This is a genomic window from Pseudaquabacterium inlustre (assembly GCF_038066595.1).
Classification (GTDB): Bacteria; Pseudomonadota; Gammaproteobacteria; order Burkholderiales; family Burkholderiaceae_C; genus Pseudaquabacterium; species Pseudaquabacterium inlustre.
In genome coordinates, this window is the sequence record NZ_JBBUTH010000003.1 from 11,319 (window position 1) to 25,920 (window position 14,602).

The 14,602-nt window shown below is 71.8% G+C and carries 8 protein-coding genes; 4 read left to right on the top strand and 4 right to left on the bottom strand.

The genetic code is table 11. From position 1 onward, the window contains the following. Positions 1-5 precede the first annotated feature (5 nt). The 4 genes from AACH10_RS05445 to AACH10_RS05460 form a co-directional block, all read right to left on the bottom strand. Positions 6-2,411 (bottom strand): TonB-dependent receptor, encoded by a 2,406-nt coding sequence (locus AACH10_RS05445; RefSeq protein ID WP_341409354.1) that lies wholly within the window; start codon positions 2,409-2,411, stop codon positions 6-8. A 158-nt stretch (positions 2,412-2,569) separates the two neighbouring features. After that, on the bottom strand, positions 2,570-3,442 hold the full coding sequence (locus tag AACH10_RS05450) for an energy transducer TonB (protein WP_341409355.1): 873 nt from the start codon (positions 3,440-3,442) through the stop codon (positions 2,570-2,572). A gap of 246 nt (positions 3,443-3,688) precedes the next feature. Next, positions 3,689-5,749, bottom strand: a complete 2,061-nt coding sequence (fusA, locus tag AACH10_RS05455; protein ID WP_341409356.1) for an elongation factor G — start codon at positions 5,747-5,749, stop codon at positions 3,689-3,691. A 156-nt stretch (positions 5,750-5,905) separates the two neighbouring features. Then, entirely contained in the window at positions 5,906-6,544 is a 639-nt protein-coding gene (locus AACH10_RS05460; protein ID WP_341409357.1) for a TetR family transcriptional regulator, read from the bottom strand. Positions 6,545-6,846: 302 nt separating this feature from the next. Between AACH10_RS05460 and AACH10_RS05465 the strand changes: the two genes are divergently transcribed. From AACH10_RS05465 to AACH10_RS05480, 4 genes are all read left to right on the top strand, one after another. Beyond that, complete coding sequence (locus AACH10_RS05465; protein WP_341409358.1) at positions 6,847-8,124, top strand: efflux RND transporter periplasmic adaptor subunit; 1,278 nt, start codon at positions 6,847-6,849, stop codon at positions 8,122-8,124. Between the two features lie 21 nt (positions 8,125-8,145). Then, a complete protein-coding gene (locus AACH10_RS05470; protein ID WP_341409359.1) occupies positions 8,146-11,358 on the top strand; it encodes an efflux RND transporter permease subunit in 3,213 nt (1,070 codons plus the stop codon). Positions 11,359-11,390: 32 nt separating this feature from the next. Continuing rightward, the gene (locus tag AACH10_RS05475) at positions 11,391-12,773 is read left to right on the top strand and encodes an efflux transporter outer membrane subunit (protein ID WP_341409360.1); all 1,383 of its coding nucleotides are present in this window, start codon (positions 11,391-11,393) and stop codon (positions 12,771-12,773) included. 121 nt (positions 12,774-12,894) lie between these two features. Continuing rightward, the gene (locus AACH10_RS05480) at positions 12,895-14,562 is read left to right on the top strand and encodes a phosphoethanolamine transferase (protein WP_341409361.1); all 1,668 of its coding nucleotides are present in this window, start codon (positions 12,895-12,897) and stop codon (positions 14,560-14,562) included. The last annotated feature ends 40 nt before the right edge of the window (positions 14,563-14,602 follow it).

Sequence of the window (14,602 nt, forward strand, 5' to 3'; positions counted from 1 at the left end):
AAGGCTCAGAACTTGTAGTCGACCGTCAGACGCACCGCACGGCTGTCGCCCTTGTACAGGAACGAGCCCGAGCGGTAGGCCGCCAGGTAGTAGTCCTTGTCGGTCACGTTGAGCACGTTGACGCGGGCTTCCACGGCGCGGTTGAAGCGGTAGCTGGCGAACAGGTCCAGCGTGGTGTAGCTCGGCACCGGCTGGCTGCACTGGCCGCTGGTGTAGCCGGCCGCGGTGTCGGGCTGGCCGGCGCAACGCTGGCTCTCGTACTTCACCGTGCCACCGAAGGCGGCGGCGTCGGTGAACTGGTACTTCAGCTGCGCGCTGGCCGAGCGGTCGGCGAAGTTGCTCAGCGGCAGGCCGACGTTGGCCGCGGTGGCCGAGGCCAGCACCTTGCTCTTCATCACCGTCAGGCCCAGCTGGCCGCTCAGCTTGTCGGTCAGTGCGCCCACCAGGCCCAGCTCCACGCCCTGCACGCGGTTCTTGCCGCTGTTGGCCGTGCCCGAGCTGGTGTAGCCGCTGCCTTCCATCACGCCGCGCTTGGTGGTCTGGAACAGTGCCGCGGTGGCCAGCAGCTTGCCGTCCATCAGGTCCCACTTGGTGCCGAGCTCGAAGTTGGTGGACTTCTCGGGCGCCGCGTCGATCGAGTTGTTGGCCGGGTTGATGATCAGGCCGCCGTAGCCGCTGTTGGTGCCCACGTCGGACTCGCCGCCGTTGATGTCGGCGGCGCTGGCCACGCTGCCGTAGACGATGAGGCCGGGCTGGAGCTTGTAGGTCAGGCCCAGGTGGCCGTTCCACAGCGTGTCGTTGTAGCCGTAGTCGGTCACCGCGCCGGTGGTGGCGTTGCGCACCGAGAAGTCGTAGTCGAAGCGGTCGGCGCGCAGGCCGCCGAAGGCCGTCCAGCGGTCGGTCAGGTCCACCGTGTTCATCGCCGACAGGGCCAGCGTCTTCACCTGCCAGTCGGTGGCCCAGGCGCCTTGCGTGTAGCTGCGGCCCATCAGCCGGTTCAGGCCGCTGACGACGGCGCCGCTGGCGTCGTAGATGCAGTACGCGTTGTTGGCGGTGGCCGTGCCGGTGGTGCGGCAGTTGAAGGCGCCGCTGTTGGTGATGCTGTAGGTGCCCTTGACCACGTGGTGGTCACTGAGCTCGACGCCGAGGATCGACTCGTTCTTCAGGCCGAACAGCTGGTGGTTCCACTGCAGGTTGGTCTGGTGCGCCAGGTAGGTCACGTCCTGCCAGGCGTTGTGGGTGCTCAGCGAGGCCGTGGTGTAGGCGCCATCGGTGGTGCCGGCCGCGCCGCTGTAGGCCGTGGCGCTGCGGGCGCCGGTGACGATGTAGCCGTTGCTGGTGGTGCCGAAGCGGGTCAGGCTGGTGATCAGGCGGTTGTCGTCCAGGCGCCACTTGACGCGGGCGGTCAGCGTGTCGACCTTCGAGTCCAGGAAGTCCTGATCCTGCACATACGCGGGCGGCACCGGGTTGGCGGGCGTGCGGTTGGGCGCCGTGCCGACCAGGTAGCTGCCCAGGTCGAGCTTGTCGTGCGCGCGCAGGCCGTAGTAGTCGAGCGTCAGCTCGCGGTCCTTGCCGAATTCGTACAGCGCCGACAGCGCCAGGCCCTGGCGGCGGCGGTCCGACGGCGCGCGCCCGGGCACGTCTTCCTGGCTGCTGAGCACGTTGGCGCGCACGGCGAACTGGTCGGTGAAGATGTGGTTCACGTCCAGCGAGCCGCGCAGGTGGCCGTCCGAGCCCACGCTGCCCGACAGGCGCTTGAAGTCGTAGTCCAGCGTGGCCTGCTTGGTGATGGCGTTGACCGCGCCGCCCACCGTGCCGCGGCCGGCGAAGCTGGAGTTCGGGCCCTTGGCGATCTCGATCTGCTCGACCGCGAAGCTCTCGCGCGTGGTCATGCCGGGGTCGCGCAGGCCGTCCACGAAGACGTCGCTGCGCGCTTCCTGGCCGCGGATGATGTAGCGGTCGCCGAAGGCATTGCCGTTCTCGCCGGTGCCCAGCGTGATGCCGGGCTGGGCGTCGAGCAGGCTGCGCAGGTCGGTGACGCCCGATTCGTCGATCGCGGCCTTGGTGATCACCGTGATGGTCTGCGGCGTCTCGGCCAGCGGACGGGTGTGGCGCGCATCACCCGAGGTGCGCGCCTTGTAGGGCACGCCGGTCTGGGCGTTGGGGTTGGGATCGATCACCTGGGCGCGGGCCTTCACCTCGGGCAGCTGGGTCTCTTCCTTCTTGGTGGCACTGGCCGCGGCCGGGGTGGCGGTCTGCGCGCCTGCGGCCAGCGGGGCCAGCATCGCGGCGCTCAGGCCCAGGGCCAGGCCGTTGCGCAGGGCCGGGTGGCCGCCCTGGGGGGCGTGGGGGGCTGCGGCGCGCAGGCTGGTCGGTCGGCGGATGCCAGCATCACGGGAGGGCTTGCTCATGTCGGGTACTTCCTCGATCGTTGGGGGTTCTGGAGAAAACATGGGCCTGGCGGATGGCTGGGCACACCGGCGGCCAGCCCGCCGGCGGGAGGGCCGGCCGACTGCGGCGCGTCGGACAAGGGAAACGGGGGAACGCGAAACGGGGCTGGGCGGCGGCTTCAGGGTTCCAGTTCGAAGCTCACCGGCACCAGGGCCCAGCCCGACTGGGGCTGGCCGTTCTCGGTGTAGGGACGGAAGCGCGCCTTGCGCACGGCGGCCAGCGCGGCCTCGTCGAGTCGGGCGAAGCCCGAACTGCGCTCGACGCTCAGGCGGTCGGGCAGGCCGGCCTCGGTGATCAGCACGCGCACGATCACGCGGCCGGTCTCGTTGAGGCGCCGCGAGGCGCGTGGCACCTCCGGCACCGGCGGCACCAGGTACTGCACGGCGGCCGACGGCAGCATGCGCGGCCCGGCGGCCACCGGCGCCACGGCCGGGCTGGGGGTGGCCGTGGTGGCGGGCTGGGCAGTGGCGGCCGGCGGCGTGGGCGCGGTCACGGCCGGCGCAGGATCGGCCACCACGTGCACCGGCTGCGGCGGCGGGGCCGGCGCGGCGCTCTGCACCACCACCGGGGGTGGCGGCAGCAGCGGGGCCGGTTCGGGGCGGGCGGCCTTGGGCGGGGCCGGCAGCGGCGGCGGTGAGGCCGGGCTGGCCGCAGGCGTGTGGATCAGGCTCACCATCACCGGCGCCACCTCGCGCAGCGTGTCGCGCACCGGGCCCAGCTGCATCAGGCCCCACACGGCGGCGATGTGCAGGCCCAGCACCAGCAGGCCCAGGCGGCGTTGCGAGCCGACGCTGTAGGCCGCCGTGCCCAGCGGGGCGGCCATCCGGGCCGCCATCGGCGTGGCCGGTGCCACCGGCAGCGCGCCGTCGGGCGTGCTGCGGTCGGCCACGGTCGGGCGGGCGACGGCGTCTCCGCCGGTGCGCGGCCACCGCGCGGGGCGGCCACCGGCCAGCATCGGGCCGGGCGGCAGGGGCAGGGCGGGGCTGTTCATGGCGCAGTGCAGCAAGAGATCGGCGACAAGCTCATGCTAGTGCAAATGCGAGTGATTCGCAATACAGAAGCTTGCGCGGCATCAAAGCGCGCGTCGGATCAGCGCAACAGCGCCGCCCCGCCGGGAAGGGCGGCCCTGGTGACACGAGGTGGCGCGGGGCGGCCGAGGGGCCCGCCCCGCGTGCGACCGGGCCGCTCGGCCGCGCCCGTCGCCGCCCTGGTCAGCGGCTGGGGCCAGCGGCGGCGGTCAGTCGTTCTCGGTCGGTCGCCAGGCGGCCATCAGCTGCTGCTGCACGGGCGGAGGCGCCAGGTCGTAGTGCGACATCGCCAGCGTGTAGCGGCCCTGGCCGCTGGTCATCGCGTTCAATCGGTTCTGGTAGCTGGCCAGTTCGGCCAGCGGCACCTGGCCGCGCACCAGCGACTGCCCGGCCACACCCGACTCGGTGCCGCCCACCTGGCCCCGGCGCGACGACAGATCGCCGGTGATGTCGCCGATCGCCGGTGTGGGCGCCTGGATCTCCACGTCGACGATGGGCTCCAGCACCACCGGTCGCGCCTCGCGCACCGCGCCCAGGAAGGCCTGGCGCGCGGCGGTGACGAAGGCGATCTCCTTGCTGTCCACGCTGTGGTGCTTGCCGTCGTAGACCACCACGCGCACATCCACCACCGGGTGGCCCGAAATGGCGCCGCCGGCCAGCACCTCGCGGATGCCTTTTTCCACCGCCGGCATGAACTGGCCCGGGATGGTGCCGCCCTTGACCGCATCCACGAACTCGAAGCCACCGCCGCGCGGCAGCGGCTCGACGCGCAGGTACACCTCGCCGAACTGGCCGGCGCCGCCGGTCTGCTTCTTGTGGCGGTAATGGCCCTCTGCGCTGGCGGTGATGGTCTCGCGGTAGGCGATGCGCGGCGGCTGCGTGTCGACCTCGAAGCGGTGCACCTCGCGCAGCCGCTCGAGCAGGATGCGCAGGTGCAACTCGCCCAGGCCGTAGACCACGCTCTCGTGCGTGCTGGCGTCCTGCTCCACGCGCAGGCAGGGGTCTTCGTCGATCAGCTTGGCCAGTATCTCCCACATGCGCTGTTCGTCACCGCGCCGTTTGGGCGCGATGGCCAGGCCGTGCACCGGTCGCGGCAGGGCCAGTGGTGCCAGGTGGATGTGGTCGTCCTCGGCCGCGTCGTGCAGCACGGCGTCATAGTGCAGTTCGTCCACCTTGGCCACGGCCACGATGTCGCCGGGTCCGGCGCTGGCCACCTCCACATGGTCCTTGCCCTGCAGCAGGTACAGGTGCTGCACCTTGAAGGGCTTGCGGCCGTCGCCCACGTACAGCAGCGTACCGGGGGTGATGGTGCCCTGGTGCACGCGCATCACGCCCAGCTTGCCCACGTAGGGATCGACCGTGACCTTGAACACATGGGCCAGCACATGCGCGGTGGGGTCGGGCGTGGCGTGCATGCGCACCGCGGCCTCGCCCTCGCCGTTCAGGAAATCGGGCGGGTTGCCCTCGGTGGGGTTGGGCAGCAGGCGGTCGATGACGTCCAGCAGCTCCTTCACGCCGGCGCCGGTGCGCGCCGAGACGAAGCACACCGGGATCAGGTGGCCTTCGCGCAGCGCCTGCTCCAGCGGTGCGTGCAGCTCGGTGGCGTCGATGTCGCCGTCGTTGAGATAGCGCTCGACGAACGCGGCATCCACCTCCACCACCTGCTCCACCAGCGCGCGGTGGGCGTCGGCCACGCTGCCGAAGTCGCTGTGGCCGTCGCGGGCGAAAAAGCAGTCCACCACCTTCGTGCCCCCGGCGTCGGGCAGGTTCAGTGGCAGGCACACCTTGCCGAAGGCGGCCTGGATCTGCGCCAGCAGGCCGGGCAGGTCGACGCCCTGCGCGTCGATCTTGTTCACGATGATCAGGCGGTCGAGGCCACGGTCGGCGGCGTACTGCATCATGCGCATGGCCATCGGCTCGATGCCGTTGACGGCGCTGATCACCACCGCGGCGGTTTCCACCGCCTCGATCGGCGGCAGGCTCTGGCCGACGAAATCGGCCGCCCCGGGCGTATCGATGAAGTGGATGCGGCTGTCGCGCCAGCGCGTGTGCATCACCGTGGCGTTGAGCGAATGCTGCAGGCGGCGCTCGATCGGGTCGAAGTCGCTCACCGTGCTGCCGCGTTCCAGGCTGCCGGCGCTGGCGATGGCGCCGCTGGCCAGCAGCAGCTGTTCGGCCAGGGTGGTCTTGCCGGCGGCGGCGGGCCCGACCAGGGCCAGGGTGCGGATGGCCTGCACCGGCACGGCGCCGGCAGTGTGTGGGCTTGGCATGGCGGTTCTCCTCAAGGCTGGCATGAGCCCGGTCGGAACGGCCTTGGCGCCCAGCACCGGCCGGGAGGCGGCCGGGCGTCGTGTGGCTTGGGGGACTTGCAGCCTATGCCTGACGGCGCCGGCGCGCAAGCCTGGGCGCGCCGGTCTTGGGCTGGATCAAACCCGCGTGCCGTGGCCCGCCGCCTGGGGCAGCAGGCCGTCGAACAGCAGCGCGATGGCGCGCTCGGCTTCGTCGCAGCGGGCGATGGCGGCCTCGTTCAGCGTGCACAGGCGCAGCAGCCCGTCCACCAGGCCGAACAGCGCCGTGACGGCCTGGCGCGGCGTGATGTCGCGGCGCAGCTGGCCGGCGGCCATGGCGGCGGCGAACAGGCGCTCCATGCGGCTGGTGCAGTCGCTCAGCGATTCGTCGTGGCGCTGGGCCAGCGGCGCCAGCTCGCCGATGAACGGGCCGCTGTGCAGGATGATGGTGAAGGCCCGGCGCGCCGGCGCATCGTCGCGGATCAGCCGGATGGCCGAGCCGGCCAGGTTGCGCAGCTGCGCCAGCGGGTCGGCCGCCAGGTCGCGCTCGGCCTGGGCCATCACCTGCTCCATCGGCAGGTCCACGCGCTCGAACAGCGCCTCGGCCAGCGCCACCTTGTCGGCGAAATGCCAGTACACCGCGCCGCGCGTGACGCCGGCGGCGCGGGCGATGTCCTGCAGCGAGGTGGCGGCCAGGCCGCGCTCGAGGAACAGGCGCTCGGCCGCATCGAGCAGCTGCTCGCGCGTGGCCTGGGCTTCTTCCTTGGTGCGGCGCATGGTCGTGGTGTCGGTGGGTCAGCGTGACAGTGGGCCAAAGGCCCCGCGAGACTGCAAGGGCTTTCAAACCCGCAACATACATTCGCGATTGTATGTAAGATGTCGTCGAATCCCCAAGCCACGATTCGTCGTGGGGGTTGATCCCGATCAGCCGTTCGGCGTGAACTCGTGCACCGCGGTGCGCGAGGCCCGGCGCCACTGGCGCGGGCACCGCCGCACCCGCCCATGCCTCCCCGTAGTGGGGCGCCGCCGTGATCCGGCGGTCCCCGCGTTTTGCAGACCTTTCCCGCGCACGACCTGCCATGCCGCTGCACCGCTCCTGCTCTGTTTCCGTGTTTCCCACCGTCAGCGCGCTGGCGCTGGCCGCTGCCACCGTGCTGACCCTGGCCGGCTGCGGCGGCGGTGACGGCGCCAAGGCCGGCGCCGGCGGGCCGGGGGGTGGTGGCATGCCGCCGCCGCAGGTGGGGGTGGTGACAGTGCAACCCGGCGCCGTGGCCCTGCCGACCGAGCTGCCCGGCCGCCTGGAGGCCTGGCGCGTGGCCCAGGTGCGCGCCCGCGTGGCCGGCATCGTGCAGAAGCGCCAGTTCACCGAAGGCGCGGTGGTGGTCGCCAACGCGCCGCTGTTCACACTGGATGCCGACGCCTTCCGCGCCGCCCTGGCCAGTGCCGAGGCCACGCAGGCCCGCGCCGAGGCCGCGTTGGCCCAGGCCAATGCCCAGCTCGAGCGCAACCGCCCGCTGGCCGAGAACAAGGCCATCAGCGCGCAGGAATGGCTGGCCACGCAGACCACGGCCAAGGCCGCCGTGGCCGATGTGGCTGCCGCCAAGGCCGCCGTGCAGGCGGCCAAGGTCAACCTCGACTACACGGCCATCAAGTCGCCGATCGCCGGCCGCATCGGCCGCGCCCAGGTGAGCGAGGGCGCACTCGTCGGCCCCACCGACGCCACCGCGCTGGCCGTGGTGCAGCAGACGCACCCGCTGTACGTCAACTTCACGCAGTCGGCCGCCGATGCGCTGCGCCTGCGCCGGGCGTTCGATGGCGGCCAGCTCAAGCGCGCCGCCGGCGGGGCGGCTGCCGAGGTGCGCGTGGTGCTGGAAGACGGCAGCGAGTACCCGCTGGCGGGCAAGTTGCTGTTCGCTGATCCCACGGTGGACCCCAGCACCGGCCAGGTGAGCCTGCGCGCCGAACTGCCCAACCCGAGCGGTGTGCTGCTGCCGGGTCTGTTCGTCAAGGTGCGCATCACCCAGGCCGTCAACGAGCAGGCCATCCGCCTGCCGCAGCAGGCCGTCACCCGCGAGACCGCCGGCGACACCGTGCTGGTGGTGGGCGAGGGCAACAAGCCGGTCAAGCGCCCGATCAAGATCGCTGGCGCGATGGGCCCCGACTGGGTGGTGACCGACGGCCTGAAGGCCGGCGAGAAGGTCATCGTCGACGGCTTCCAGAAGATGTTCGTGCCCGGCGCACCGGTGACGCCGGTGCCGTGGACGCCCGGTGCGCCGAAGGCCGGTGGTGCACCGGCTGCCGCCGCCGCGCCGGCCTCGGGTGCTGCGCCTGCTGCCGCCTCGGCCGCCAGCCGCTGATCGTCGAGGGCTGCACACACCATGTTCTCGAAATACTTCATCGATCGGCCCATCTTCGCGTGGGTGATCGCCTTGTTCATCGCGGTGCTGGGCGCCGCGGCCATCACCAAGCTGCCGGTGGCGCAGTACCCGTCGGTGGCGCCGCCGGCGCTGCAGGTGCAGGTGGTCTACCCCGGCGCCTCGGCCAAGGTGCTGGAGGACAGCGTGCTGTCCGTGCTGGAGCAGGAGCTCAACGGCGCGCCCGGCATGATCTACATGGAGTCGACCGCCCAGGCCAACGGCGTCGGCTCGATCGCCGTGACCTTCGGCACCGGCACCAACATCGACCTGGCGCAGGTCGAGATCCAGAACCGCGTCAGCCGCGCCACCTCGCGCCTGCCGGCCTCGGTGGTGCAGCAGGGCGTGCGCATCGACAAGGCGCGCTTCAACTTCCTGATGTTCGTGTCGCTGACCTCCAGCAACCCGAACGACGACCCGGTGAGCATCGGCGACTACGCCGCGCGCAACATCCAGCCCGAGCTGCAGCGCATTGCGGGCGTGGGCACGGCGCAGCTGTTCGGCACCGAGCGCGCCATGCGCATCTGGGTGGAGCCGGCCAAGCTGGTGTCCTTCGGCATGACGCCGGCCACCGTGGTGGCCGGCATCCAGGCGCAGAACCTGCAAGTGCCGGGCGGCACGCTGGGTGACCAGCCGGCCGTGCCGGGCCAGCCGATGAGCGCCACCATCGTGGTCAACGGCCAGCTGGCCGATGCGCGCGCCTTCGGCAACATCGTGCTGCGCGCCAACACCGACGGCTCCACCGTGCGCCTGAAGGACGTGGCGCGCGTCGAGCTGGGCGGCCAGGGCTACGGCAGCTACTCGCGCCTGAACGGCCAGCCGTCGGCCGGCGTGGGCATCCAGCTCTCGCCCAGCGGCAATGCGCTGGCCACGGCCGAGGCCGTGCGCGCGCGCATGAAGGAGCTCAAGCCCTTCTTCCCGCCGGGCATGGACTACGCCATCCCCTACGACAGCTCGAAGTTCGTGCGCATCTCGATCGAGCAGGTGATCGAGACCCTGGTCGAGGCCATGGTGCTGGTGTTCATCGTGATGCTGCTGTTCCTGCAGAACATCCGCTACACGCTGATCCCGACGATCGTGGTGCCGGTGGCGCTGCTGGGCACCTTCGGCATGCTGCTGCTGGCGGGCTTCTCGATCAACGTGCTCACGCTGTTCGGCATGGTGCTGGCCATCGGCATCCTGGTCGACGACGCGATCGTGGTGGTCGAGAACGTCGAGCGCCTGATGGCCGAGGAGGGCTTGAGCCCCCGCGAGGCCACGCGCAAGGCCATGGGCCAGATCACCGGTGCGGTGATCGGCATCACCGTGGTGCTGGTGTCGGTGTTCCTGCCGATGGCCTTCTTCGGCGGCGCGGTGGGCGCCATCTACCGCCAGTTCTCGCTGGCCATGGCCGCGTCCATCCTGTTCTCGGCCTTCCTGGCGCTGACGCTCACCCCCGCGCTGTGCGCCACCTTCCTCAAGCCGGTGAGTGCGCACCACGACCGCAAGGGCTTCTTCGGCCTGTTCAACCGTGGCTTCTCACGCACCGCCAAGGGCTATGAGGGTCTGGTGGCCCGCATCATCGCCAAGGCCGGCCGCTGGATGATCGTGTTCGGCCTGATCGTGGCCGCCGTGGCCTGGATGTACCAGCGCCTGCCGTCGAGCTTCCTGCCCAATGAAGACCAGGGCTACCTGATCGTCAACGTGCAGCTGCCGCCGGGCGCCACCGTCGAGCGCACACAGGCCGTGATGCAGCAGGTGGAAGGCTTCTTCATGAAGCAGCCCGAGGTCGACCAGGTGGTGGCCGTGATCGGCTTCAGCTTCTCGGGCCAGGGCCAGAACGCCGGCCTGGTGTTCGTGCCGCTGAAGAGCTGGGACGAGCGCAAGGGCAAGGACCACACCGCCCAGGCGCTGGCCGGCCGTGCCTTCGGCGCCATGATGGGCATCCGCGATGCCTTCGTGTTCCCGCTGAGCCCGCCGCCCATCCCCGAGCTGGGCACGGCCACCGGCTTCAACTTCCGCCTGCAGGACCGTTCCGGCCATGGCCACGAGGCGCTGCTGGCCGCGCGCAACCAGCTGCTGGGCATGGCCAGCCAGAGCAAGGTGATCACCGGCATGCGGCCCGATGGCCTGGAAGACGCGCCGCAGCTGCAGGTCGACATCGACCGCGAGCGGGCCTATGCCCAGGGCGTGAGCTTCGATTCGATCAACAGCCTGCTGTCGATCGCTCTCGGCTCGGCCTATGTCAATGACTTCCCGGCCAAGGGCCGTCTGCAGCGCGTGATCGTGCAGGCCGAGCCGGCCGCGCGCATGGTGCCGGAAGACGTGCTGAAGCTGCAGGTCATGAACAGCCGCGGCCAGCTGGTGCCGGTGTCGAGCTTCGCCACCACGCGCTGGGTGACCGGCCCGATGCAGACCGTGCGCTACAACGGCTACCCGGCCATGAAGCTGGCGGGTGACGCGGCCGCGGGCCGCTCCACCGGCGAGGCCATGGCCGAGATGGAACGCCTGGCCAAGCAGCTGCCGGCCGGCTTCGGCTTCGAATGGACCGGCCAGTCCTACGAGGAGAAGCTGTCGGGCTCGCAGGCCACCATCCTGCTGGCCTTCTCGATGCTGGCGGTGTTCCTGTGCCTGGCCGCGCTGTACGAGAGCTGGAGCATCCCGGTGGCCGTGCTGCTGGTGGTGCCGCTGGGCGTGCTGGGTGCGCTGCTGGGCGTGCTGCTGCGCGACATGCCCAACGACGTGTACTTCAAGGTCGGCCTGATCACCGTGATCGGCCTGAGTGCGAAGAACGCCATCCTGATCGTCGAGTTCGCCAAGGACCTGCAGGCCGAAGGCAAGGGCCTGCTGCAGGCCACGCTGGAGGCCTGTCACCTGCGCTTCCGCCCGATCGTGATGACCTCGCTGGCCTTCATCCTGGGCGTGCTGCCGCTGGCCCTGGCCACCGGCGCCGGCGCCAACAGCCAGCGCGCCATCGGTACCGGCGTGATGGGCGGCATGATCGCCGCCACCGTGCTGGCCGTGTTCCTGGTGCCGGTGTTCTACGTGGTGGTGCGCAAGCTGCTGCCGGCGCGCCACCCGGCGCCGCACGGCACGCCGATCTCGGCGCCGCTGCCGCCGTCGCCGGTGCCGCACCATGCGCTGCCGGCTGCCGGCACCACCGGCACCACCGGCACCACCGAGGGAGGCCAGGCATGAGCCGCGCGCAGCCCCTGATGTCCCGATCCGCCATGAACCTGTCTTCACCGATCCGCCGCAGCGGCGTGGGCGTGGCCGCGGTGCTGGCGCTGCTGGCCGGCTGCGCCAGCGGCCCGGCGCGTGCCCCGGCCGATGCCCAGCCCGGCATTCCCGCCGTGCTGCCGCTGGGCAGCCTGCCCGACAGCGGCCAGCCCGGCACGCTGGCCGACTGGCATGCGCTGGCCACCGACCCTGCCTTGCAGCGCCTGGCCGAACTGGCCCTGGCCAACAACCGCGACCTGCGCGTGGCGCTGCTGAACGTCGAGCGGGCGCAGGCCGCGCTGGCCGGCAGCGAGGCCAACAAGCTGCCCGCCATCGGCGTGGGCGTTGGGGCGCAGCGCGCGCCCAACACGCAGGGCAAGCAGGTCAACACCTTCACCGCCGGCGTGCAGCTGGCCAGCTGGGAGCTGGATCTGTTCGGCCGCCTGCGCCAGCTGGACGACGCGGCCCGCGCCAGCCTGCTGGCCACGCGCGCCGGCCAGCGCGCGGCCGAGCTGGCGCTGGTCAGCCAGGTGCTGGCCACGGGCCTGACGCTGCGCCACGACGACGCGCAGCTGACGCTGGCCCGGCGCACGCTGGCCACGCGCGACGAGACGTTGCGCCTGACCGTGCTGCGCGAGAAGGTGGGTGCGGCCTCGATGCTGGAGCTGCAGGCGCAGCAGGCGCTGGTCGCCCAGGCCCGCGCCACGCTGGCCCAGTGGCAGCGCCAGCGTGCGCAGGACGAGAACGCGCTGGTGCTGCTGGTCGGCGCACCGGTGCCGGCCGATCTGCTGGCCGCCCCGGCCGGCAGCAGCCCGCTGGCCGAGGTGCCGGTGGGCCTGCCGTCGGCGGTGCTGCTGCAGCGGCCCGACGTGGTGCAGGCCGAGCAGCAGCTGCTGGCGGCGCGCGCCAACCTGGGCGCCGCACGCGCCGCGCTGTGGCCCAGCATCACCCTCACCGGCCAGGCGGGCCAGGCCTCGGCGCAGCTGTCGGGTCTGTTCGAGGGCGGCCACTTCGCCTACACGCTGGCGGCCAATGCCGTGCTCAGCATCTACGACGGCGGCCGCCGCCAGTCGGCCATCGCCCAGGCCGACGCGGCCGAGCGCATCGCGCTGGCGCAGTACGAGCGCGCGGTGCAGTCGGCCTTCCGCGAGACGGCCGACGCGCTGGTGGCCCTGAGCACCTGGCGCGAGCAGCTGGCTGCCCTGGCCCAGCAGCGCGACGCCGCCCGCGAGACCGCGCGGCTGACCGACCTGAAGGCCGCCCAGGGCGCCGCCAGCGTGCTGGAGCAGCTGGAGGCGCAGCGCAGCCTGTACGCCGCCGAGCAGGCCTGGCTACAGGCCGGCCTGGCCGAGCAGACCAGCCGCGTGACGCTGTACAAGGCCCTGGGCCGCTGACCCGGCACCGCGGCCGCCGCCGGCCGGCCCCCGTTGCGGGGCCGGCGGCCCGCCTTCAGCTTGCCCTCATCCGGGTCGGCGACACTGGCGGGTTGACGCTGCCGCCTTCCCTGCCCGACGCATGACCGCCCATTCCCTGCGCTCGTTCTTCCGCCGCCCGGTCGGCCTGATGCTGGCCACCAGCCTGTGGCTGGCCAGCGTGGGCAACCTGCCGCTGTGGCTGGAGCTGGGCCGCCTGGGCATGCTGCAGGGGCGTGGCGGCTGGCTGCTGGGCGCTGGCCTGATGCTGGTGATCGCCGCCGCGCTGATGGCGCTGCAAAGCCTGCTGGCCTGGCGCTTCACGCTCAAGGGCACGGCCATCGCGCTGCTGCTGATCGGGGCGGCCAGCGGCTACTTCATGCACACCTACCGCATCGTCATCGACCCCACGATGATGGTCAACGTGGCGCAGACCGATCCGCGCGAGGCCGGCGACCTGATCGGCCTGCGCTTCCTGCTGGTGCTGGCGCTGGCCGGTGGCCTACCGGCGCTGCTGGTGTGGCGGGCCCCGCTGCACTACCGGCACTGGCCGCGGCGGGCGCTGCACAACGCGGTGCTGCTGCTGGCCGCGCTGCTGCTGCTGGTGGGCGCGGTGATGGCCAGCTTCCAGCCGCTGTCGTCGGCGATGCGCAACCACAAGCATGTGCGCTACCTGATCAACCCGCTGACCACGCTGTACTCCGGCGGCTGGGTGGCCACCGAGCCGCTGCGAAAGCGCGACACGCGCCTGCACCCGGTGGCCGAGGACGCGCACCTGGCGCCCGCGCCGGCCGGCGGCAAGCCGCCGCTGATCGTGCTGGTGCTGGGCGAGACCGGCCGCGCCGGCAACTTCGGCCTGAACGGCTACACGCGCGACACCACGCCCGAGCTGGCGCGCGAGGGCTCGGTGCTGAGCTTCAGGCAGGTGATGTCCTGCGGCACCAGCACCGCGGCCTCGGTGCCCTGCATGTTCTCGCACCTGGGCCGCGAGGGCTTCGAGGCCAGCCCGCTGCGCCACGAAACCCTGCTGGACGTGCTGCAGCGCGCCGGTCTGGCCGTGCTGTGGCTGGACAACCAGGCCGGCTGCAAGGGCGTGTGCGACCGCGTGCCCAACGCCAACACGGCCGATCCGCTGCCGGCCGGCGTGCCGCCGTACCCGGCCGGCACCTGCGCCCCCGACGGCGAATGCTTCGACACCGCGCTGCTGCACGGCCTGGACGCGCGCCTGGCCGCCTTGCCGGCCGAGCGGCGCGCCCGCGGCACGGTGCTGGTGATGCACCAGATGGGCAGCCACGGGCCGGCCTACTTCAAGCGCTCGCCGCCGGCGCTCAAGCGCTTCCTGCCCGAGTGCACCAGCGCCACGCTGCAGGACTGCAGCCGCGAGCAGCTGTGGAACGCCTACGACAACACCATCGCCACCACCGACCATGTGCTGGCCGGCGTCATCGTGTGGCTGAAGCAGCAGTCGGCCCGCCACGACACCGCCATGGTCTACCTGGCTGACCACGGCGAATCGCTGGGCGAGAACGGCCTGTACCTGCACGGCCTGCCCTATGCCGTGGCGCCGCAGGTGCAGAAGCACGTGCCCTGGCTGACCTGGCTGAGCCCGGCCTTCGCGGCACGCCAGAAGCTGGACGCGGCCTGCCTGGCCGGCCGCGCCGGCACGCCGCTGAGCCATGACCACCTGTTCCATTCGATGCTGGGGCTGGCGGCGGTGCAGACGCAGGCCTACCAGGCGGGACTGGATGCGTACGCGGCCTGCCGGCGGTGACATCTGCTGACAACTTCGCGGCCGGCCGGGGGCCTGATTC